Consider the following 20,688-nt stretch of genomic DNA (forward strand, 5'->3'; position numbering starts at 1 on the left):
TGTGAAAATAGATGTGCTCACCTTGTTTCCAGAAATGTTCGATGGTGTATTTAATGCCAGCATTCTTGGAAAGGCTAGGGACAAAGGTATTGTATCCTTGCAGGCTGTCAACTTTCGCAATTACTCCAAAAATAAACATCAGACGGTCGATGATTATCCTTACGGAGGCGGCGGAGGAATGGTGCTGCAGGCAGAGCCAGTATTTGAGGCGGTTGAGGCGCTCATAAAAGCCAATGAACCGGCTGGCAAGCCGCGCGTCATACTTATGTGCCCGCAGGGTCAACCGTATTCACAGAAAAAGGCGGAGGAGCTTGCTAAGGAAGAGCATCTCATTCTTATTTGCGGACATTATGAAGGCTATGATGAACGTATTCGCGAGCATCTGGTTACAGATGAGCTGTCTGTCGGCGATTACGTGCTGACCGGAGGCGAACTGCCAGCTATGACTATAATTGATAGCGTTGTCCGCCTTCTTCCTGGAACGCTCGGCAATGCTAGCTCTGCTGTTACAGATTCGTACAGCACGGGCTTGCTGGAATATCCGCATTATACTCGGCCAGCTGTATTTCGCGACTGGAGTGTGCCGGACGTGCTTGTTTCGGGTCATCACGCCAATGTTGAGATATGGCGCAGAGAGCAGTCATTGCTGCGTACGCTGCGCAGGCGTCCTGATATGTTAAGCGCTGCAGAGCTGACAGATAAGGAACGGCAGTGGCTGAAAAAAATTGCGGAGGAAGAGCAAATAAAAATAAACGTTTAGCACGGTTTTAGTGTTGAAATATTGCGCTGGTTATGGTAGAATTTGCAGTGTTGTTCTTAAAGTCGGACGGTCCGCTATACGCCATGAAGCGATTCAGAGGAATCGTGGAGCCTATAAGAACGTCTATGGTGGAAGGAGTGAACGAAATGAATATCGTACAAGCAATTACACAAGATCAATTGCGTAAGGATCTTCCGAGCTTTCGTCCTGGTGACACTTTGAAAGTTCACGTTAAAGTCGTTGAGGGTTCGCGCGAGCGTATCCAGTTGTTCGAAGGCGTTGTAATCAGACGTCGCGGCGGCGGCATTAGCGAAACATTTACAGTGCGTAAAATTTCTTACGGTGTAGGTGTGGAAAGAACTTTCCCGCTTCATTCGCCTAAACTCGATAAAATCGAAGTGGCTCGCCGTGGTAAAGTACGCCGTGCGAAGCTTTACTATCTTCGCAGTCTGCGCGGTAAAGCTGCTAGAATTAAAGAGATTCGTTAAAACGACAAGAGGGGCTTGCGCAAACAAGCTCCTTTTCGTTTTTTAGGAAAAAAGTTGAACGTATTGGGTGTAGGCTGCCTTCTCTTTCGATTTTGTAACCGATCGCACCCTTTACGAATGAGGCGGCTGTTACGTATAGCAATATGACTAGAAAAGGAGAATTTGATGAGTGTGAATAAACATGATAATGATCAATGGAATGAACAAATAACGGACCAATCTCCTTCTTCGCAATCAGAACATGCAGATATGCCCGACCGTTCCGCGGTACATGGAAGCAAAGTAAAAAGTAAAAAAGCCGGCAATGAGTATTTGGAGTGGACTAAAGCGCTAGTAATAGCCATCGTGCTTGTTTTTATTATCCGACAGTTTCTGTTTTCGCCGTTTATTGTTGATGGCGCGTCGATGCAGCCGAATTTTGAAACGGGTGAACGGTTGATCGTGAACAAATTGATATACAATATAGGGAAGCCTAAATATGGAGATGTAATCGTATTTAATGTTCCTGAACAAGGAAGAAAGTTTATTAAGCGTGTAATTGGCGTACCTGGCGATACAATTTCGCTTAAGGGCGATGATTTATATATTAACGACAAGCTTATAGATGAGCCGTATATAAGAGAGGTTGTAGCAGCCAAGCATGCTCAGGGCATGCTGTATAATGGCAGCGGCAATCAGTACAATTATCCTAATTCCAAAAATGGTGAAACTGTCGTTCCGGAGGGAACTGTATTTGCAATGGGGGATAATAGAGGAGACAGCACAGACAGCCGTTATTTAGGTTTTATTAATGAAAAAGAAATTATTGGTCGTGCAGAGGTAATATTCTGGCCGCTCAACCAAATCAAATTCATTAATCATTACTAGTACGGCTCAGTATACACCATGAGGTGAGTAGATGAATATTCAGTGGTTTCCAGGTCATATGACGAGAGCGCGCCGGCAAATACAAGAGAAGCTCAAGCTGATTGATATCGCAATCGAGCTGCTTGACGCTCGTGTTCCAATGTCGAGCCGCAATCCGATGGTCGATGAAATTTTGCTGCATAAGCCAAGGTTGATCGTATTGAATAAAAGTGATTTGGCTGATCCGAAGGCGACGGAGCAATGGATGGCGTATTTTGCGCATGAAGGGCATGAATGTATCGCTGTCGATTCGTCGACAGGCTTCCAGGTTGGTCAAATTGCTGTGAAATCCAAAGAGATATTAAAAGAGTGGATCGACAAGCAGGTTGCCAAAGGAATTAACCCAAGAGCAATCAGAGGATTGATAGTCGGTATTCCGAACGTTGGTAAATCGACGCTAATAAATCGATTGGCCGGAAAAAAGATAGCTGCTACCGGGGATCGTCCAGGCGTAACAAAAGGCCAGCAATGGATCAAGCTGGCGAGCGGTGATATGGAGCTGCTGGATACGCCGGGTATATTATGGCCCAAATTCGAGGATCAAAAGGTAGGCTACCGCTTGGCTGTTACAGGCGCAATCAAGGAAGAAATTCTTCATGTAGATGATATTGCCTTTTACGCTGTGAAGGAGCTAGCCAAGCGATACTGGCCGGCGTTGTCTGAGCGCTATGATTTGAAAAACAAACCGGAGGATTTCGAAAATCCAACAGCAATCGTTGAGTTGATGGAAGAAATCGGGCGACGCAGAGGCTGTGTCGTGAGCGGCGGTCATATTGATTTGGAAAAAGCATCAGTATTAATATTGCGTGATCTTCGTTCAGGCAAGCTGGGCCGCTTGACGCTGGAGGAGCCGTATGAAGATATGCCGGTTCGTTCGATTGGCTCGGAGGAGTAAACCTGCGCGTCGCCATCAACGATAGATTCAGGCAGGGGGAAAAGATAGTGCTGCAGCATGAACAAATGCTATGGGAGATGGGATACACAGCAATAGCGGGGGTGGATGAAGTTGGGCGCGGCTGTTTGTTTGGCGATGTAGTGGCCGCGGCAGTTATTTTGCCCCCGGGATTGATTATTGAAGGCATAAATGATTCCAAAAAGTTAACAGAGCGCAAGCGTGAACAGCTGTATGAAGAAATTATTGCAGAGTGCATCGCTTGGTCTGTAGCAAGAATTGACGCATCGGAAATTGACCGGATCAACATTAAGCAAGCGTCCAGGCTTGCAATGAAGATTGCGGTGGAGTCGCTGGAGCCGGCGCCTGACTATGTATTAATAGATGCTGAAAAGCTGGATATTGCAGCGCCGCAGCAATCTTTAATAAAAGGTGATGCGATCAGCCAGACGATTGCTGCCGCCTCAATTGTTGCAAAAGTGACCCGAGACAAATTATGTGTCAATGAATGGGAAGAGAAATTTCCCGGATATGGGATCGCGGTACATAAAGGATATGCAACTAAGCTTCATCGCGAGCAGCTTCTGCTAAGAGGACCTAGCTCTGAGCATAGAGCGACATTTTTGAAAAAAATTTTTAGCGAGACAAGCAAAGTTTAGCGAGACAAGCAAAGCATAGACTGCGAAAGACTCGTCTGTAATGCTTGCCCATCATGGGGCGGCGTTAGGGGCGAGTTTTTTATAGGTCATTAATATAGTTCGTTAATATAGGTGATAAATGTGACAATGTGGAATTTCTCAGGCTGTTGAAAAACCGCAACACACGCTTTGCGACGACGGCTAACTCTGTTATGTGGTAAGAGCACTCACGCGCTTGTGCTAACTTTTGTGTAACAAGTACTCGCGCGCTAAAGCTAACTGTATTTCATCAGGCTGTTGAAAAAGCTCCGCAACAGCTTAATAGCCCGGAAAACAGACCAAAAGCAGTAAGCGGGGAAGCCGTCGATTCGTTGTAGTAGTTAAATAACCGAGCAAAAGTCGTAATGCCATCTGTTTAGAATTGTAACGGAACTGATAGGCTCTATTTAGCAATAAAAAGGTGTTTTAAAACTGTAACGGAACTGTGGAGCGCTATAGTGATCTTTCCCCCGTTTAGGTAGTGAATTTGAGTAAAAAAGGTTTCTCAGTTCCTTTAGATTTTAGAATAAGCTGATTTCCGTACAATAGCGTGTCTCAGTTCCGTTAGCGTTTTTCAACAGCCTGATTTCATGCGCTTAGATTCAAGAAATTTGGCTTTTTTGTGGTTCTAAGGGGAAGAACTACATCTAGTTTGGCACAATTCGCAAAAAATAGAGTAATTCAATAAAACTAGATGCATGAAATCCATTTAGAATCATTTATTCGATAAAAAAGAAAATCTAGAGCACAAAATGTACTTAGTTTCCACGAGCTGAATGTAGACTTATCTATTCTCCATACTATACTTTATCAATAAGCTCAATTTCGCACAATGAGACTCACGACACGCCTCAGTTGCGCAGTTTATATGGTTTTTCGTACAAAGTGATTCCCGACACGCCTCAGTTGCGCAGTTTGTATGGTTTTTCGTACAAAGTGACTCACGACACTCAACAGCCGCGATAGTTTGTATGTTTTTTAGCACAATAATGTTTTTCGAGTTATTTCGGTTTATTCTATGAAATTTCGAATTAAACTTTCCCCATAAAAGTGTAGCAGTAGTGTTCACTAGGACGGCAGATTTCAACTTGCTTGCAGCTCGCTCTTCATGGAACAGCCTTATAAGCCGATATAAAGATAGAGTGAGAAATGCCTCTGAAAGGAACGAGCTTATGAATATCAGTCACTTAATGAGAAGCTTACTCGGCGAACAGACGGTTGGCGATTCGCGGACGCTGGAATTAAAAGTTGGTCAAACAGTACGCGGCGTAGTATCGCAGCTGCTTGATAATAACGAAGCGATCGTTCAAATACAAGGAGTGCAGGTTAGAGCAAAGCTTGAATCTCCGTTGCAAGCAGGCCAGACTGCCTTTTTGCAGGTTCAGCCGCAGTCAAGCGGCTCTACAATTATTATGAAACAGGTGGATCCGGTTGCCGCCGGCATGCTGGATGATACCTTTAGAGATATTGCTAAAAAGCTTGGACTGCCTGATCAAAAATGGGCTGTCGAGCTAGTAAAGGATTTACGGCAGGAGGGTTTTACTTTTAACCGGGCTACTGCTGCCGCTTTTCAGCAGGCAGCCTCCTTGCTGCCTCCTGGCGCTAATATGGAGCAGTGGATGCAAGCTGCCGCTGCTGCATTTAAACGCGGCATGCCATTGACTGCTGCAACGATCTCCGCCATGCAGCAAATTATGTTCGGCCAGCCGCAGCATGAATTGCTGCAATCATTGCGCAACATGCTAAGCGGGGCTTTGGCCAATCAATCTGCATCACTCGTTTCTTCAGGAGCGGGCTCCGCAGCCTTCCTTCAAGCTGCAGCGAAAGTATTGTCTTTGCTTGATGCCGGTAATTCTTTTTTGCAAGGATTAACGAGTAGTGGAAAAGGTGTAACAAGCGGTATGGCAGCAAGCTTACAGCAAGCTGGCAGCGCGGGTGGTACGCTGAATCATTTCCAAGGTGAGGGCAATGTGCCAGGTCAAGGAGGAGGGACAGCACAATCTGCCCAAGCCAGCCAGTCTCAACCGGCGAACTGGCTTGGCGGCATGATGAAGTGGTTGGGGGTCGATCATGAGCTGCAGCTTGCCAAACAAGCTACGAAGCAATATTCAGAGCAGCTGCAGCAGGCTTCCTCGAGCGGAAGGGGCGGGTTGCAAGCTGCAGCTCAAGCTCCAGCTCAAGCAGCAAACACTCCCAACGCTGCCATTTTGAATAATGGTGCAGCGCAGCAAGCGACCGCAGCAACAGTTCCGCAGCCGCAAGCTGGCCCGCAGGCTCCATCTGCGATGACAGCGCAGATGACAAATCAAGCGGGCGCTTCCTCCAGCAGCGGCGGCGCTCAGCAGTCTGCTTTTCAGCCTCCAGCACAAAGCCTTCAGGCGCAGCCAGGGCAGCAGCAGGCGACTGCTGCTGTACAAGCGAACACGGCGAATACGTCAGCGGTCGCGTCTGGCGGCTCGCAAGCGATGCAGACTGACCTGCAGCCGTCTGCCCCGAGCGGCAGCGTATCACAGCATCAGCAAGCTGCTGCTCCGGCATCGCCTGCGCATGCAAGCGGCCATCCGCTTGCAGCCGATGCGCGTGTGCTGCAGAATAGTCATGAGGCAGCTGCAGTTATGCAGCGCTCAGCAGCACATGCCGAGCCTATTCAAGCTGCTGAATCGCTCAAAGGAGCACTGCTGCAGCTGATTGCTGCGGCCGATGCGCCGGCGGCTGCCAAAGAGCTTGCCAATCAGCTTGTATCTCAAATAACCGGCCAGCAGCTTATGCTGACAGCGGAGCGCAACAATTCCTTATTCACACATATAACGATGTATATTCCGCTCCAGGATCAAGAAGGCGGTCAGACAGCCTCTGTCCATGTTCAGACGAGAAGGGGCCGCAAAGGCGAGCTTGATGCAGAAAATTGCAGACTGTTGTTTAATTTGTCAATGAAGACAATTGGAGAAACGATTATTGACGTATTTGTAGCTGATAGAATGGTAAGCTTGCATATTTGGAATGATCATCCCGCAACGGCTGAATTGACTGAGGCGACCAGGCTGACTATGGCAGAGCGTATGCAGCAGATCGGTTACCAGCTATCCTCTCTTAAGGTAACAGCTATGCCTGATGAGTCGAAGCAGGAGGAAGCTGAGGCTGCAGTTGAGAGCAAGCACAAGCCAAAGCTTGCGCCTCCAGATTCCTCTTTATTCTCGGCAACTCGTTACAAAGGAGTTGATTTCAAAGTATGAGCAAGGAGCAGCTGGATGAAGCAGCAGAAAGAACGGCGCCGCGGAAAGCTGTAGCGCTCAAATACGAGCCGGAGAAAGGTACGGCGCCTGTCTTAATAGCGAAAGGGAAAGGCGAGCTTGCAGATCGAATATTGGCTTTGGCAAGTGAGAATAATGTACCAATCCAGGAGGATGCCTCTTTGGTCGAGGTATTGTCCAAGCTCGATGTCGAGCAAGAAATACCTGCGGAGCTGTTTACATTAGTAGCAGAAATATTATCCTTTGTATACCAATCAGATCGTAAAGCGAGGGATTGGCAGCATGAGCTTGGATAAAAAGCAGACAGGCCAGCTGGGCGAGCAGCTGGCCATAGCTTATTTCATCGAGTCCGGCTATCATATCCTGCATACCAATTGGAGATGCAAGACAGGAGAAATTGATATTATAGCCGAGAATGATGGCAGAGTTATTTTTGTCGAAGTCCGTACGCGAACAGGCAGCGGCAAATACGGCACAGCTGCCGAATCTGTACATAACCGAAAGCAGCAGCGCATCAGATTGAATGCACAATATTATTTGCAATCAAAGAAGTGGAATGACCGCCCTGTAAGATTTGATGTCATTGCAATAGAGCTTGGTAATACTGCTCAATCGCACCAATTGAAACATATCGAAGGAGCATTTTAACGATTGTCGGTTGTTTTTTCTTCCAGTTTTCTATACTGTATCGCTTCGGCAATATGTTCAGCAGTAACGGTCTCCATTTGCTCGATATCGGCTATCGTTCTGGCGAGCCGTAACAGCCGATCATAAGCACGCATGCTGATACTTAACTTTTGGAATGCATAATCAAGCAGGCGGGCTGCGGATATATTCATATTGGCAGCTTTTTTTAATGCTGCTCCGGCAAGCTGGCTGTTATAGCGTACGCCATATATGCTGTTGCGCTGCCAGGCCAGCTCTCTTGCTTGCTCGACAAGTCTTTTCATATCAGCTGAGTTATTATATTGTTTGGCGGTTGAATCTGCGGAAGCCGCTTCTTCTCGCAGGCTGGCTGGGCGGGAAATCTCCAGCTGCAGATCAAAACGGTCAAGCAGCGGACCCGACAGCCTCGATAAGTAACGAGCGATAGCCGCCGGGGAACAGGTGCACAGCTTACTGCCATATTCTTGATTTCTGAACCCGCATGGACATGGATTATACGATGCGGCAAGAATAAAGCTCGCTGGAAATTGAATCGTTGCTCTAGACCTGGCAATCGTCACCTGCCTGTCCTCAAGCGGCTGGCGCAGCATCTCCAGCACACTGCGTGGAAATTCAGCAAGCTCGTCAAGGAACAACACGCCGTGATGAGCTAGTGTAACTTCGCCCGGCTTCGGAATAGAGCCGCCTCCTATTAAACCTGCGGCGGAAATCGTATGATGAGGAGCGCGGAAGGGCGGGGCTGACATTAACCCGCTTATCTTCTGCGGGAGTTTGCCTGAAACGCTGTATATTTTCGTCACCTCGAGTGCTTCTTCCTCTGTAAGTGAAGGTAGAATAGTCGGTAATCTTCTAATCATCATCGTTTTACCAGTGCCTGGCGAACCGCACAGCAGCATATTATGCTTGCCTGCAGCTGCGATCAGCATAGCTCTTAAGGCTAGCTGCTGACCTATAATTTCAGCATAATCCTCCATAGCATTGGCTTCATGACAGTCAGCAGGCTGGGCGAGGCTGTCCAGGCTTTCAATAGCTTCAAACCTGAGTGCAAGCAGCTGCTTCAGATGATGGATGCCGAACAGCTTCATCCCCGATATCCAAGATGCTTCATGAGCATTGGCGGCCGGCAATACTATATTAGTTAACCCGCAGTGCTTGGCCTGCTCAATCATGGCAAGTACGCCGGGCACTGGCTTAACGGTGCCGTCAAGCGACAATTCTCCAATAATAAGCACATCCTTAAGCTGACTGCCAGCGATTTGACCGCTCGCTGCAAGAATGCCTGAAGCGATAGCCAGATCAAAGGCAGTTCCTTCTTTGCGCAGATCAGCCGGAGCCAAGTTGACTGTAATGCGGTCCATAGGAAAGGTGAACCCGCTGTTTTTAATAGCTGCCCGCACCCGCTCAACAGATTCCCGAATAGCAGGGTCGGGCAATCCAACGATTGTGAGCTGAGGCAATCCGCTTGAAATATCAACTTCAACTGCTATTTCTCGGCCGTCTACGCCATATACACTCGCGCTTCGAATACAGGAAAACAAAAAAACACCTCCATGTTGAATCAGAAGGTGCTTCCTTACCGAAACGATATCAAAAAGTTATCATTTAAATCCATTTGCTTGACTGCCGTGAGCTTATGCAAACGCTTCAGTGAATGTAATATTACGCCTATTTAAAGACGGGGCAGCAACACTAGCCAATTGGTAACAATGTTAGAGTATATGTGAAATAATGTCAACGGCATATATGACGGAGTAACTAAATTTTTTCATAAAAATGATTATAAAAGGCAATAATATCGACATAATACCGCTCAATCTGACGTTTGATCTTGTTTCGAGATGATACCCATATCAAAAAGGATGTATTCTTTCGACATGAAAGTGAGGTATTGGACAAGAAAAAGTGTTACAATATGCTTGTATGTGTACATATGACTGATTGAGTCTGTGAAATGGAGGATTTCGACAATGAACATCCATGAGTATCAAGGCAAAGCGGTTCTTAAACAGTATGGTGTAGTCGTACCAGAGGGGAAAGTAGCATTCTCTGTAGACGAAGCTGTTGAAGCTGCCAAGGATCTCGGAACACCCGTAGTCGTAGTAAAAGCTCAAATTCACGCTGGTGGCCGTGGTAAGGCTGGCGGTGTTAAAGTGGCAAAAAGCTTGGATGAGGTTCGTGCATATGCAGGAGAAATTCTTGGCAAGGTGCTTGTAACTCATCAAACTGGCCCAGAAGGTAAAGAAGTTAAACGACTTCTTATCGAACAAGGCTGTGATATTAAGAAAGAATATTACATCGGCGTAGTGCTTGATCGCGGAACTGGTCGCGTTACGATGATGGCGTCTGAAGAAGGCGGAACTGAAATTGAAGAGGTTGCAGAGCATTCTCCGGAGAAAATCTTCAAAGAAGTTATCGATCCGGCTGTTGGCATGCAAGCATTCCAAGCCCGCAAGCTTGCTTATGCGATCAATATTCCTAACGAACTGGTTAATAAAGCAGTTAAATTTATGCTTGCACTATACACAGCATTCGTTGAAAAGGATTGCTCCATTGCAGAGATTAACCCTCTTGTAGTTACAGGAGACGGTAATGTAATGGCGCTTGATGCAAAGCTAAACTTTGATTCCAATGCGTTGTACAGACACAAGGACATCGTAGAATTGCGCGATTTGGAAGAGGAAGATGTAAAAGAAATCGAAGCGTCCAAGTTTGATTTGAGCTACATTGCACTTGATGGCAACATCGGCTGTATGGTTAACGGTGCGGGCCTTGCAATGGCGACAATGGACATTATTAAATATTATGGCGGCGACCCAGCTAACTTCCTTGATGTTGGGGGCGGTGCTACAACTGAAAAAGTAACCGAAGCGTTCAAAATTATTTTGTCCGACGAGAAGGTTAAAGGCATTTTTGTTAACATTTTCGGTGGTATTATGCGCTGTGACGTAATTGCTAACGGCGTTGTAGAAGCGGCTAAACAAATTAGTCTAGACAAACCGCTTGTTGTGCGTCTTGAAGGTACAAACGTTGAGCTTGGCAAAAAAATATTGAATGAGTCGGGATTGAATATAGTAGCTGCAGATTCCATGTCGGATGGCGCTCAAAAAATTGTCGATCTCGTGAAATAAGAATGCTTGCTATGCGACTTGCGCGCATATGAATTCAATCAGGGGATGTGAGTTAGTTGAGTATTTTGGTTAACAAAGACACAAAAGTTATCACTCAAGGGATTACTGGCGCTACTGGCTTATTCCATGCCAAAGGTGCTTTGGATTACGGTACTCAAATGGTTGGCGGTGTTACTCCGGGTAAAGGCGGAACAAACGTTGATATTACACTTGAAAACGGTTCTGTAGTTTCCTTGCCTGTTTTTAATACAGTTGCTCAAGCTGTAGCAGCTACTGGTGCTACTGCTTCAGTAATTTATGTGCCACCTGCTTTTGCAGCTGATGCGATCATGGAAGCAGTTGATGCAGGTCTTGAGCTAGTTATTTGTATCACTGAAGGAATTCCTGTCCTTGACATGGTTAATGTGAAGCGTTACATGGAAGGAAGCAAAACCGTTCTAATCGGACCAAACTGCCCAGGTGTTATTACTCCTGGCGAGTGTAAGATTGGCATTATGCCAGGCTACATTCATACAGTAGGCCATGTAGGTGTAGTTTCCCGTTCTGGAACACTTACTTATGAGGCTGTTCATCAGCTAACCACTCGCGGCATTGGTCAGTCCTCTGCAGTAGGTATCGGCGGCGACCCAGTAAAAGGCTCTGAGTTTATTGATATTCTTAGCCGTTTTAATGATGACCCTGACACTTACGCTGTTATTATGATCGGTGAGATCGGCGGAACTGCTGAAGAAGAAGCAGCTGAGTGGATCAAAGCAAACATGAAAAAGCCAGTTGTTGGTTTTATCGGCGGTGCAACAGCTCCTCCGGGAAAACGTATGGGTCATGCTGGCGCAATTATTTCCGGCGGCAAAGGTACTGCAGCTGAAAAGATTGCTACACTTGAAGCATGCGGAATCAAAGTTGCTCCTACTCCTTCGGATATGGGATCTACTTTGGTCAGCGTTCTTGAAGAGCAAGGCCTTCTTGAAAAATGTATCACGCATAAATAAGACCCTAGGTCTAGGTAAGCAGCCTATTCTCATTATGAGAATAGGCTGCTTTTTTATATAAGTTTCACACTTTGCCTGTTCTTAACTTTCAATGTGCTATGGTTCAATTTCGGATGAAATACGTTTAAAATAAACCGTTAAACTGCAAATTACTGCCGAAAAGAATGAAATTCAGCTAAAAAACCTATAATTTTGGGAGAGTCTACTTGCATTATAAGGCGCAGTAACGCACAATAGAAAAGTATGCAAGCAGGCCTCCGTTCAGGAGGATGGTTACGATGTCAATCAATCAAACCGATTTAGAGCTTGCCAAACAAATGGTTATAGCGCTTCATCAACTGCCGGGCATTGGCTGGCATGCGATTAATAAGGCTGTATCCAGCAGATTGTGGACAAGGCGATATTGGAAAGAACAAATGCTATTGGAAGCGGGAATGAGCCGTGTGCAAGCGCAAATAATTTTACGCGCCAACGAGCATGAAGATTGGACAAGTCAGCCGGCTATTCCGGCAGAGCACGAACATAATGGAATAAAGGTTTTGACTCCTTTTGATTATAGCTATCCACAAAAGCTTCAAGAAATTTCACAGCCTCCTTGGGTGTTATATGCGCTGGGCAGAATGGAGCTGCTGACAAGACCTGCTGCAGCTGTCGTCGGAACCAGAGTGCCTACAGCTTATGGGAGGCATGCTGCGCGTAAGCTTGCTCAGGAGCTGTCAGACGGTGCTGTAACGGTCGTTAGCGGCTTGGCGAGAGGCATTGATTCAATCGCTCATGAAACAGCGCTAGCGGGCATTGGAGGAACGATAGCGGTGCTGCCTACAGCTATCAATGAATGCTACCCTCCTGAAAACCGTCATTTGTATGCCAGACTATCTAATGAAGCGTTGCTGCTTTCAGAAACCCCATTCGGCATGAAACTTCATCCTGGTCAATTCCATCAGCGCAATCGAATAATTGCAGCAATGTCTGCGGCAACTGTTGTCATAGAATGTGCGGCAAAGAGCGGATCACTTATAACAGCAAAGCATGCTTTTGAAATGAATAGAGAGCTGTTTGCTGTCCCCGGACCGATTCATTCGCCTAAAAGCGAAGGAGCCAATGAATTGATACGCAATGGAGCAGCACGCTTGATCAGCAGTGCGCATCAAATATTCGAAGAGCTTCCTTGGCTGAAGACGGAAGCTGATTCGATTATGAATAATCGTCAACATAAGAAGGATACTGAAGCTATTAGCATTGAACAGCTTTCATCGGATGAACAAAAGATCATCGGATTGCTGCAAGTGGAATCATTGACTTTTGATGAAATATTTGAAAGATCCTCAATTCCGTTTGGACATTTGAACGCAGTTCTGCTAAATTTATGTATAAAACAAAAGATTGAGCTTCATCCTGGTTCAGTATATATGATTTTGTAATATATAAATTGCAGTTTGATATAGAGAGAGGAGGCACCTCGCATGGCAGATTCATTGGTTATTGTAGAATCACCTGCCAAAGCCAAGACCATTGGTAAATATTTGGGAAGCAAATATATAGTGAAGGCTTCAATGGGCCATATTCGTGATTTGCCAAAAAGCCAGATCGGCGTTGAAGTGGAGAACGATTTTGAACCAAAATATATTACGATTCGCGGCAAGGGCAGCGTGCTGAAGGAATTAAAGGATGCCAGAAAAAAAGTAAAACATGTTTATCTGGCGGCTGACCCTGATCGCGAGGGCGAGGCAATCGCATGGCATTTAGCACATTATTTGGAGCTCGATGAGCGTGCAACATGCCGCGTCGTATTTAATGAAATAACGAAGCAGGCTGTGAAGGATGCTTTCAAGACGCCGCGGGCGATTAATATGGATTTGGTTAATGCACAGCAGGCGCGAAGAATTTTGGACCGGCTGGTGGGCTATAAAATAAGTCCGTTGCTTTGGAAAAAGGTTAAGAAAGGCTTGTCCGCAGGCCGCGTGCAATCGGTAGCAGTTAAGCTTATCATTGATCGCGAGAACGAAATCGATGAATTTATTCCTGAGGAATATTGGTCGATCACGGCAAAGCTATCTTTTGACAAATCGGTTTTTGAAGCCAGATTCCATTCTATTAACAATGAGAAGCGAGAGCTTGGCAACGAAGACCAAATGAATGAAATATTAAAGGCGATGGACCGAAAAAACTTCACGGTTGAGCAAGTGAAGGAGAAAGAGCGGCAGCGTCATCCGGCTCCGCCGTTCATAACGAGCTCGCTGCAGCAGGAAGCCGCCAGAAAGCTTGGCTTTAGAGCATCCAAAACGATGTCAGTCGCTCAACAGCTTTACGAGGGTGTAGAGCTGGGCAAAGAAGGAACCGTCGGTTTAATTACGTATATGCGTACAGACTCGACGAGAATTTCGCCTGTTGCACAAGAAGAGACAAAAACATTTATCGAGCAGAAATACGGCGCGGACTATGTCCCGGAGCAGCCTAGAGTGTATACTAAGAAGAACAGCAATGCCCAGGATGCTCATGAAGCGATTCGTCCTACATCCGCCTTGCGCGAGCCTGATGCAATGAAATCTTTTTTAACAAGAGATCAATTTAGGCTGTATAAGCTGATTTGGGAACGCTACATTTCAAGTCAAATGTCTTCAGCAGTCCTTGATACGATGACTGTTGATCTAAAAACAGGCGACGTGATGTTTCGCGCAGCAGGCTCAAAGATCAAATTTGCTGGATTTATGAAGGTTTATGTGGAAGGCAACGACGATGAAACAGTAGAAGAGCATAAGTTTTTACCGCCGCTTGCTATTGGCGATAAGGTTAAGGCAGAATCGATCGAGCCGAAGCAGCATTTCACGCAGCCGCCTCCACGCTATACCGAAGCGCGACTTGTACGCACGATGGAGGAGCTTGGCATAGGGCGTCCAAGCACGTATGCGCCAACGCTGGAAACCATTCAAAAACGCGGCTATGTCGCAATTGAGGAGAAAAAATTTATTCCTACGGAGCTTGGAGAGCTTGTTATTCAACTGATGGAAGAATTTTTCCCTGAAATACTAGATGCGGAGTTCACTGCCAACATGGAAGGCAATCTTGACCATGTAGAGGATGGCGAGGGCAATTGGGTTCAAGTGCTTGGCGAATTTTACAAGCAATTCGAAAAACGTCTGGAAGTAGCAGAAGAGGAAATGAAGGAAGTTGAGCTGCAGGACGAAATATCTGATGAGCTTTGTGAAAAATGTGGCAAGCACATGGTATACAAGCTAGGCCGCTTCGGCAAGTTTCTGGCTTGCTCCGGATTTCCGGATTGCCGCAATACAAAACCAATCATTAAAGATATAGGCGTAACTTGCCCGAAATGCCACGAAGGCAAAATTATAGAACGCCGCAGTAAAAAAGGAAGAATTTTTTACGGCTGTGACCAATACCCTGGATGCGACTATGTGTCATGGGATAAGCCTACGGATAAATCCTGTCCGCAATGCGATACCAAAATGGTTGAGAAGCGCAATCGCAGCGGTGCAAAGCTGCTATGCCCTTCTTGCAGCTATTCAGAAGAAATCGTGGAAGAAGCCGATATGGAGATAGAAGAATAAAGAAAGCTTTAACTAGGAAGCTTACTCGGTCGACACCCTCCCACTTATGGAGGGTGTCGACTGTCATCTTACTATATATAATGAAGAGAGAGGAAAAGTTGCTATGTCACAACAACGAGTTACAGTAATAGGCGCCGGGCTTGCAGGCAGTGAGGCGGCATGGCAAATTGCCCAGCAGGGAGTGCCGGTTACATTGTATGAGATGCGTCCGGTCAGACAGACCCCGGCTCACCATACATCCCAATTCGCTGAATTAGTATGCAGCAATAGTCTGAGAGCGGCTGGACTTGCCAATGCGGTAGGCGTATTAAAGGAAGAGATGAGAAAACTGGACTCCATTATTATAGACAGTGCAGATACGCATGCCGTACCGGCAGGCGGCGCACTCGCAGTCGATCGTGAAGGCTTTTCTGCTGAGGTTACCAGCAGGCTGAGAGAGCATCCGCTAGTGGAGATTCGCAATGAAGAAGTGACAGAGATTCCGAAAGACGGTATTGTAGTAATCGCTACAGGCCCGCTTACAGCGCCGGAATTATCGGCTTCTATCCAGGAGCTTCTTGGCGAGGAATATTTTTATTTTTATGATGCGGCAGCACCTATCGTTGAGAAGGATTCAATTGATATGAGCAAGGCCTACTTGGCCTCGCGCTATGACAAGGGAGAAGCTGCCTATTTAAATTGCCCGATGACGGAAGAGGAATACGACCGCTTCTATGAAGCTTTGATTACTGCAGAAAAAGCAGCTATTAAGGATTTCGAAAAGGAAATGTATTTTGAAGGCTGCATGCCGATCGAGGTAATGGCTGAAAGAGGAAAGCAAACGGCGTTGTTTGGTCCGATGAAGCCGGTTGGACTAGTTGATCCTCATACGGGCAAGCTTCCGCATGCTGTTGTACAGCTGCGCCAGGATAATGCAGCTGGGACGCTATATAATATGGTAGGATTTCAAACACATTTGAAATGGGGAGAGCAAAAGCGTGTATTCTCCATGATACCTGGGCTTGAAAATGCGGAGTTTGTCAGATTTGGCGTTATGCACCGCAATACTTTTATTAATTCTCCACGCTTGCTGAATGCATCCTATCAATTTAAATCGCGTGATACCTTGCTGTTTGCTGGTCAAATGACCGGAGTCGAAGGATATGTTGAATCGGCTGCCTCAGGACTTATTGCAGGCATCAACGCGGGCCGCATCGCTCGCGGGCTTGAACCACTTATATTCCCGGAGGCATCAGCGATAGGGAGTCTTGCGTATTATATAACAACGGCTGACTTCAAGCATTTTCAGCCTATGAATGTCAATTTCGGCTTAATGCCGCCATTGGGCAAAAAAATACGCAACAAAAAGGAAAAAAATGAAGCCGTCGCATTGAGAGCACTTGAACAAATAGATTCATTTATAAAGGAACATTTGGAGTAACTTGCCGTACAGTAATGAGAAAAGAGCTATAAGGAGGTATACGAATGGAAATGCAATTCCATGCAACAACAATATGTGCAGTTCGCCATAATGGAAAAGGTGCAATCGCCGGAGACGGGCAGGTCACATTTGGAAATAACATGGTTATGAAAAATTCTGCCAAAAAGGTAAGGCGGTTATACCGCGGTCAGGTTGTAGCAGGCTATGCCGGATCAGTTGCGGATGCGATTACGTTGTTTGAAAAGTTTGAAGGGAAGCTTGAAGAGCATCATGGCAATTTGCAGCGTGCTGCTGTTGAGCTGGCCAAGGAATGGCGTTCGGATCGTGTTTTGCGCAAGCTGGAGGCGATGATGCTTGTCATGGATAAGACTGGATTGCTGTTAATCTCCGGTAATGGTGAACTTATCGAGCCTGATGACGGCATATTGGCTATCGGCTCCGGAGGCAGCTTTGCGCTTTCGGCCGCACGAGCAATGCAGCGTCATGCCTCTCATATGGATGCAGCTGAAATTGCCAAATCGGCATTGACCATTGCTGCTGAAATTTGTGTATATACGAATCATAATATTATTGTTGAAGAAATCAACTGAAATAGAATGGAGGAGATGAAGTGATGAGCAAGGATGCATTGACACCGCGTCAAATTGTTGCGGAGCTTGATAAGTATATTGTCGGTCAGAAGCAAGCTAAGCGCTCAGTCGCGGTTGCTCTGCGCAATCGATATCGCAGAGGCAAGCTGGATGAAGCGATAAGAGATGAAATCGTCCCTAAAAATATATTAATGATCGGTCCTACCGGCGTCGGTAAAACGGAGATTGCACGCAGGCTAGCCAAGCTCGTTAGAGCACCTTTCGTCAAGCTGGAAGCAACAAAGTTTACAGAGGTAGGCTACGTAGGCCGCGATGTTGAATCGATGGTTCGAGATTTGATTGAAACAGCTATCCGCATGGTGAAGTCTGAAAAGACAGAAGAAGTGAAGGAGAAGGCGGAGCAACTAGCTAATGAAAGAATTGTATCGCTGCTTGCACCATCGCCAGTAAAAGCGAAGGCATCCAAAAATCCATTTGAAATGCTGTTTGGCAGCAGCCAGGAGGAGCAATCCGAGCCGGAGGCGCCTGAGGCTGATCAGCAACTGCAGCAAAAGCGTTCCACTTTGCGCCAACAGCTACAAGCAGGCGAATTGGAAAATGAAATTATTGAAATTGAAGTCGAGGATACGACGCCTAATATGCTGGATATGCTTGCGTCTGGGCAAGGACCTGAAGGCATGGGCATGAATATGCAGGAGCTGTTTGGGCAATTAATGCCTAAAAAGCCTAAGAAGCGCAAGCTGGCGGTTCGCGAGGCGCGCAAAGCGCTTATTCAAGAGGAAGCGAATAAGCTCATTGACATGGACGATGTAATAGCGGAATCTATTCAACGCGCAGAACAGAGCGGCATTATTTTCATCGATGAAATAGACAAAATTGCGAGCCCTTCCCGCGGATCGGGACCAGATGTTTCACGCGAAGGGGTTCAACGGGACATCCTTCCAATTGTCGAGGGATCGACTGTAATGACAAAGTATGGGCCGGTTAAAACAGATTATATATTATTTATTGCTGCTGGAGCGTTTCATATTGCCAAACCGGCTGACTTGATTCCTGAGCTGCAAGGGCGTTTTCCGATTCGGGTAGAGTTTACAAGCTTGAGTCTGGAGGATTTTGTCCGGATATTGACAGAACCTAAAAACGCTCTGACAAAACAATATACCGCTCTTCTTGAAACGGAAGGGATAGAGGTTGAATTCTCAGAGGATGCCATTAAGGAGCTGGCTTCGATTGCTGCAGATCTTAATCGCAATACAGAAAATATTGGTGCCCGCAGGCTGCACACCATTTTGGAGAAGCTGCTGGAGGATCTATCGTTTGAAGCGCCGGAGTTGTCGCTTGAGCACCTATTGATTACGCCTGAATACGTAAAAGAAAAACTGGGAAGCATTGCGCAAAATCGAGATTTGAGCCAATATATATTGTAGCGGTTATGAGTTGTAGGAGGCAATAAGCACATGAGTTTATTATCAAAGACAAGGACGCTGAACCGGCTGCTGCAAAGAGCAGCCGGCAAAGCAGTTAATTTCAGGGAAATGGCAGAGGTGCTCAGCTCAACGATATCGGCAACTGTGTTCGTTGTTAGTCGCAGAGGCAAAATATTAGGCTGCGCCGCTGCTGATCCGTATGACCATGATTATTTTCGTTCGCTGCCTGCTGAAGAGCTTCGTTTTGCACAGCATATTAATGACCGATTTTTGGACATGCAGGAGTCGATGCCGAACGTAGCGCCTGATCCGGGGCTGAAGGAAACGTTTCACACTCTGATGGATCAGCAGATTATGACGGTAGTGCCGATTATAGGCGGAGGCGATCGCCTTGGCACGCTTGTCATTTCACGCGCTGACGGGCAGTTTGACGAGGACGATCTTGTGCTTGCGGAGTACGGTTCGACAATAGTAGGCATGGAAATTTTGCGCGAGCGTGCGGAAGAGATTGAATTGGAAGTGCGCAGCCGCGCAGTTGTAGCTGTTGCGATCGGCTCGCTGTCATTTAGCGAACTGGAAGCTGTTGAACATATTTTTGAGGAGCTCGACAGCAAGGAAGGGCTGCTCGTTGCATCCAAAATTGCAGATCGGGTTGGCATTACACGATCTGTGATCGTAAATGCGATGCGCAAATTAGAAAGTGCCGGCGTCATAGAGACTCGTTCTCTCGGCATGAAAGGAACATACATTAAAATTTTGAATCAGCAGCTTTTACTGGAATTAAATAAAAAGAAGTGAAAAATCATTTATAGCACTAAAGTTCTACTCGAGACCTGTCTTTCCACAAAAAGACAGGTCTTTTTTCTTATTGCCAAAAACATGAAAATTAGGACCATTTTTTACATGTTTGATAAATCGACAAAAAAATCAACTTTATAATAAATTTATGTCGAACTAAGCAGGAATGAGAGAAATTCTGTTGAATACATTAAATTAAGATTTTCTAATTGAAAGTGGTGAGATAGTGATGAAGTTATTGAATAGCGCGTCATTCCAACGGTTGGAAGCAGCTGTTCAAGCCGCAGAAATGAGACAGCGTATCATTTCCAACAATATTGCTAATGTGGATACACCTCATTTCAAAAGGTCAGAAGTATTATTTGAATCGATGCTAGAGCAGTCTCTTGGTAACAGTAGGAAATTGCAATTTGCAGGAAAAAGGACTGATGATAGGCATATAGCCTTTGGTTCTGAAGTAGCTAAAATTCCTGTAGCAAAGGTTATAACGGACCAGTCAACCTCGATGGGAAATAATAACAATAATGTCGATGTTGACAGTGAAATGGCTTTGCTGGCAAAAAACCAGCTGAACTACAGTTTTTACATTCAACAATTGAACCATGATATGAAAATGATGAACATTGCAATTGAAGGGAGAGGCTAGTAGTTGAAAATTTCTAACGGCTTTGATGTAAGTGCCTCAGCTTTAACTGCACAGCGTATGCGTATGGACGTTATATCGTCGAATATCGCTAATGCTGAATCCACTAGAGGAAGCTTTGTTGATGGGAAATTTGAGCCATACAAAAGAAAAATGGTCGTATTAGCACCGAATGGCCAAACCTTCTCTTCTATGTTCAACCAGCAGCTAGGCCAGACCAATCAAAAACATGGCGTAAAAGTGGCAAAAATCACAGAAGACAGCTCTCCGGATAAGCTAGTATATAATCCGACGCATCCCGATGCTGATGAAGCCGGCTATGTACGAATGCCAAATGTAGACGTGACGAAGGAAATGATCGATATGATATCCGCATCCCGTTCCTATGAGGCTAACGTAACCGCAATTAACGCTTCAAAATCAATGTTTGTCAAAGCGCTGGAGATTGGCAAGAAATAGTGACTTTCACATTAGACTGGAGGGATAT

The 20,688-nt window shown here is 46.0% G+C and carries 19 protein-coding genes; 18 read left to right on the forward strand and 1 reads right to left on the reverse strand.

Annotated features, from left to right (window positions below; translation table 11 throughout):
• The first annotated feature begins 1 nt into the window (after nt 1).
• From trmD to ACRRU2_RS02125, 8 genes are all read left to right on the forward strand, one after another.
• Entirely contained in the window at nt 2-760 is a 759-nt protein-coding gene (gene trmD, locus ACRRU2_RS02090; RefSeq protein ID WP_331698290.1) for a tRNA (guanosine(37)-N1)-methyltransferase TrmD, read from the forward strand.
• 146 nt (nt 761-906) lie between these two features.
• Nucleotides 907-1,248: a 50S ribosomal protein L19 gene (gene rplS / locus ACRRU2_RS02095; RefSeq protein WP_331698289.1), complete on the forward strand. Its 342-nt coding sequence runs from the start codon at nt 907-909 to the stop codon at nt 1,246-1,248.
• A 165-nt stretch (nt 1,249-1,413) separates the two neighbouring features.
• The gene (gene lepB / locus ACRRU2_RS02100; protein ID WP_331698288.1) at nt 1,414-2,115 is read left to right on the forward strand and encodes a signal peptidase I; all 702 of its coding nucleotides are present in this window, start codon (nt 1,414-1,416) and stop codon (nt 2,113-2,115) included.
• A 31-nt stretch (nt 2,116-2,146) separates the two neighbouring features.
• Nucleotides 2,147-3,049 carry a ribosome biogenesis GTPase YlqF gene (ylqF, locus tag ACRRU2_RS02105; protein WP_331698287.1) on the forward strand — a complete coding sequence of 301 codons (903 nt, stop codon included), beginning with the start codon at nt 2,147-2,149 and terminating at the stop codon, nt 3,047-3,049.
• 47 nt (nt 3,050-3,096) lie between these two features.
• Complete coding sequence (locus ACRRU2_RS02110) at nt 3,097-3,705, forward strand: ribonuclease HII (protein WP_331698286.1); 609 nt, start codon at nt 3,097-3,099, stop codon at nt 3,703-3,705.
• A 1,190-nt stretch (nt 3,706-4,895) separates the two neighbouring features.
• Entirely contained in the window at nt 4,896-6,956 is a 2,061-nt protein-coding gene (locus tag ACRRU2_RS02115) for a hypothetical protein (RefSeq protein WP_432499794.1), read from the forward strand.
• A complete protein-coding gene (locus ACRRU2_RS02120) occupies nt 6,953-7,270 on the forward strand; it encodes an EscU/YscU/HrcU family type III secretion system export apparatus switch protein (protein ID WP_432499795.1) in 318 nt (105 codons plus the stop codon). Before ACRRU2_RS02115 ends, ACRRU2_RS02120 begins: the two co-directional genes overlap by 4 nt.
• Nucleotides 7,257-7,622 carry a YraN family protein gene (locus ACRRU2_RS02125; RefSeq protein WP_432499796.1) on the forward strand — a complete coding sequence of 122 codons (366 nt, stop codon included), beginning with the start codon at nt 7,257-7,259 and terminating at the stop codon, nt 7,620-7,622. The genes ACRRU2_RS02120 and ACRRU2_RS02125 overlap by 14 nt, the downstream gene beginning before the upstream one ends.
• Here the strand turns inward: ACRRU2_RS02125 and ACRRU2_RS02130 are convergent.
• Nucleotides 7,619-9,178, reverse strand: a complete 1,560-nt coding sequence (locus ACRRU2_RS02130; protein WP_432499797.1) for a YifB family Mg chelatase-like AAA ATPase — start codon at nt 9,176-9,178, stop codon at nt 7,619-7,621. The two genes, ACRRU2_RS02125 and ACRRU2_RS02130, sit on opposite strands and share 4 nt — an antisense overlap.
• A 429-nt stretch (nt 9,179-9,607) precedes the next feature.
• On the opposite strand from ACRRU2_RS02130, the gene sucC reads away from it, so the two are divergent.
• The 10 genes from sucC (at nt 9,608) to flgC (ending at nt 20,660) form a co-directional block, all read left to right on the forward strand.
• Nucleotides 9,608-10,768 (forward strand): ADP-forming succinate--CoA ligase subunit beta, encoded by a 1,161-nt coding sequence (gene sucC / locus ACRRU2_RS02135; protein WP_331698281.1) that lies wholly within the window; start codon nt 9,608-9,610, stop codon nt 10,766-10,768.
• A gap of 56 nt (nt 10,769-10,824) precedes the next feature.
• The gene (sucD, locus tag ACRRU2_RS02140; RefSeq protein WP_331698280.1) at nt 10,825-11,757 is read left to right on the forward strand and encodes a succinate--CoA ligase subunit alpha; all 933 of its coding nucleotides are present in this window, start codon (nt 10,825-10,827) and stop codon (nt 11,755-11,757) included.
• Nucleotides 11,758-12,035: 278 nt separating this feature from the next.
• Nucleotides 12,036-13,178: a DNA-processing protein DprA gene (gene dprA, locus ACRRU2_RS02145; protein WP_432499798.1), complete on the forward strand. Its 1,143-nt coding sequence runs from the start codon at nt 12,036-12,038 to the stop codon at nt 13,176-13,178.
• Nucleotides 13,179-13,220: 42 nt separating this feature from the next.
• Nucleotides 13,221-15,323 (forward strand): type I DNA topoisomerase, encoded by a 2,103-nt coding sequence (topA, locus tag ACRRU2_RS02150; RefSeq protein ID WP_331698278.1) that lies wholly within the window; start codon nt 13,221-13,223, stop codon nt 15,321-15,323.
• A 103-nt stretch (nt 15,324-15,426) separates the two neighbouring features.
• Nucleotides 15,427-16,743, forward strand: coding sequence for an FADH(2)-oxidizing methylenetetrahydrofolate--tRNA-(uracil(54)-C(5))-methyltransferase TrmFO (gene trmFO / locus ACRRU2_RS02155; protein WP_432499799.1), 1,317 nt, complete (start codon nt 15,427-15,429; stop codon nt 16,741-16,743).
• A 44-nt stretch (nt 16,744-16,787) separates the two neighbouring features.
• Nucleotides 16,788-17,333 carry an ATP-dependent protease subunit HslV gene (gene hslV, locus ACRRU2_RS02160; protein WP_331698276.1) on the forward strand — a complete coding sequence of 182 codons (546 nt, stop codon included), beginning with the start codon at nt 16,788-16,790 and terminating at the stop codon, nt 17,331-17,333.
• Nucleotides 17,334-17,356: 23 nt separating this feature from the next.
• Entirely contained in the window at nt 17,357-18,760 is a 1,404-nt protein-coding gene (gene hslU, locus ACRRU2_RS02165) for an ATP-dependent protease ATPase subunit HslU (RefSeq protein WP_331698275.1), read from the forward strand.
• A 30-nt stretch (nt 18,761-18,790) separates the two neighbouring features.
• Complete coding sequence (codY, locus tag ACRRU2_RS02170) at nt 18,791-19,558, forward strand: GTP-sensing pleiotropic transcriptional regulator CodY (protein WP_331698274.1); 768 nt, start codon at nt 18,791-18,793, stop codon at nt 19,556-19,558.
• Between the two features lie 229 nt (nt 19,559-19,787).
• Nucleotides 19,788-20,204 (forward strand): flagellar basal body rod protein FlgB, encoded by a 417-nt coding sequence (flgB, locus tag ACRRU2_RS02175; protein ID WP_331698273.1) that lies wholly within the window; start codon nt 19,788-19,790, stop codon nt 20,202-20,204.
• A gap of 3 nt (nt 20,205-20,207) precedes the next feature.
• Nucleotides 20,208-20,660 (forward strand): flagellar basal body rod protein FlgC, encoded by a 453-nt coding sequence (gene flgC, locus ACRRU2_RS02180; protein ID WP_331698272.1) that lies wholly within the window; start codon nt 20,208-20,210, stop codon nt 20,658-20,660.
• The last annotated feature ends 28 nt before the right edge of the window (nt 20,661-20,688 follow it).

Origin of the sequence: Paenibacillus sp. GXUN7292 (assembly GCF_050864975.1) — a bacterium.
Lineage (GTDB): Bacteria > Bacillota > Bacilli > Paenibacillales > Paenibacillaceae > Pristimantibacillus.

Bases quoted from the DNA above. Each gene is read 5' to 3' on its own strand.
- rplS (WP_331698289.1), top strand. From the start codon at position 907: ATGAATATCGTACAAGCAATTACACAAGATCAATTGCGTAAGGATCTT.
- lepB (WP_331698288.1), top strand. From the start codon at position 1,414: ATGAGTGTGAATAAACATGATAATGATCAATGGAATGAACAAATAACG.
- ylqF (WP_331698287.1), top strand. From the start codon at position 2,147: ATGAATATTCAGTGGTTTCCAGGTCATATGACGAGAGCGCGCCGGCAA.
- ACRRU2_RS02115 (WP_432499794.1), top strand. From the start codon at position 4,896: ATGAATATCAGTCACTTAATGAGAAGCTTACTCGGCGAACAGACGGTT.
- ACRRU2_RS02120 (WP_432499795.1), top strand. From the start codon at position 6,953: ATGAGCAAGGAGCAGCTGGATGAAGCAGCAGAAAGAACGGCGCCGCGG.
- ACRRU2_RS02125 (WP_432499796.1), top strand. From the start codon at position 7,257: ATGAGCTTGGATAAAAAGCAGACAGGCCAGCTGGGCGAGCAGCTGGCC.
- sucC (WP_331698281.1), top strand. From the start codon at position 9,608: ATGAACATCCATGAGTATCAAGGCAAAGCGGTTCTTAAACAGTATGGT.
- dprA (WP_432499798.1), top strand. From the start codon at position 12,036: ATGTCAATCAATCAAACCGATTTAGAGCTTGCCAAACAAATGGTTATA.
- topA (WP_331698278.1), top strand. From the start codon at position 13,221: ATGGCAGATTCATTGGTTATTGTAGAATCACCTGCCAAAGCCAAGACC.
- trmFO (WP_432499799.1), top strand. From the start codon at position 15,427: ATGTCACAACAACGAGTTACAGTAATAGGCGCCGGGCTTGCAGGCAGT.
- hslV (WP_331698276.1), top strand. From the start codon at position 16,788: ATGGAAATGCAATTCCATGCAACAACAATATGTGCAGTTCGCCATAAT.
- hslU (WP_331698275.1), top strand. From the start codon at position 17,357: ATGAGCAAGGATGCATTGACACCGCGTCAAATTGTTGCGGAGCTTGAT.
- codY (WP_331698274.1), top strand. From the start codon at position 18,791: ATGAGTTTATTATCAAAGACAAGGACGCTGAACCGGCTGCTGCAAAGA.
- flgB (WP_331698273.1), top strand. From the start codon at position 19,788: ATGAAGTTATTGAATAGCGCGTCATTCCAACGGTTGGAAGCAGCTGTT.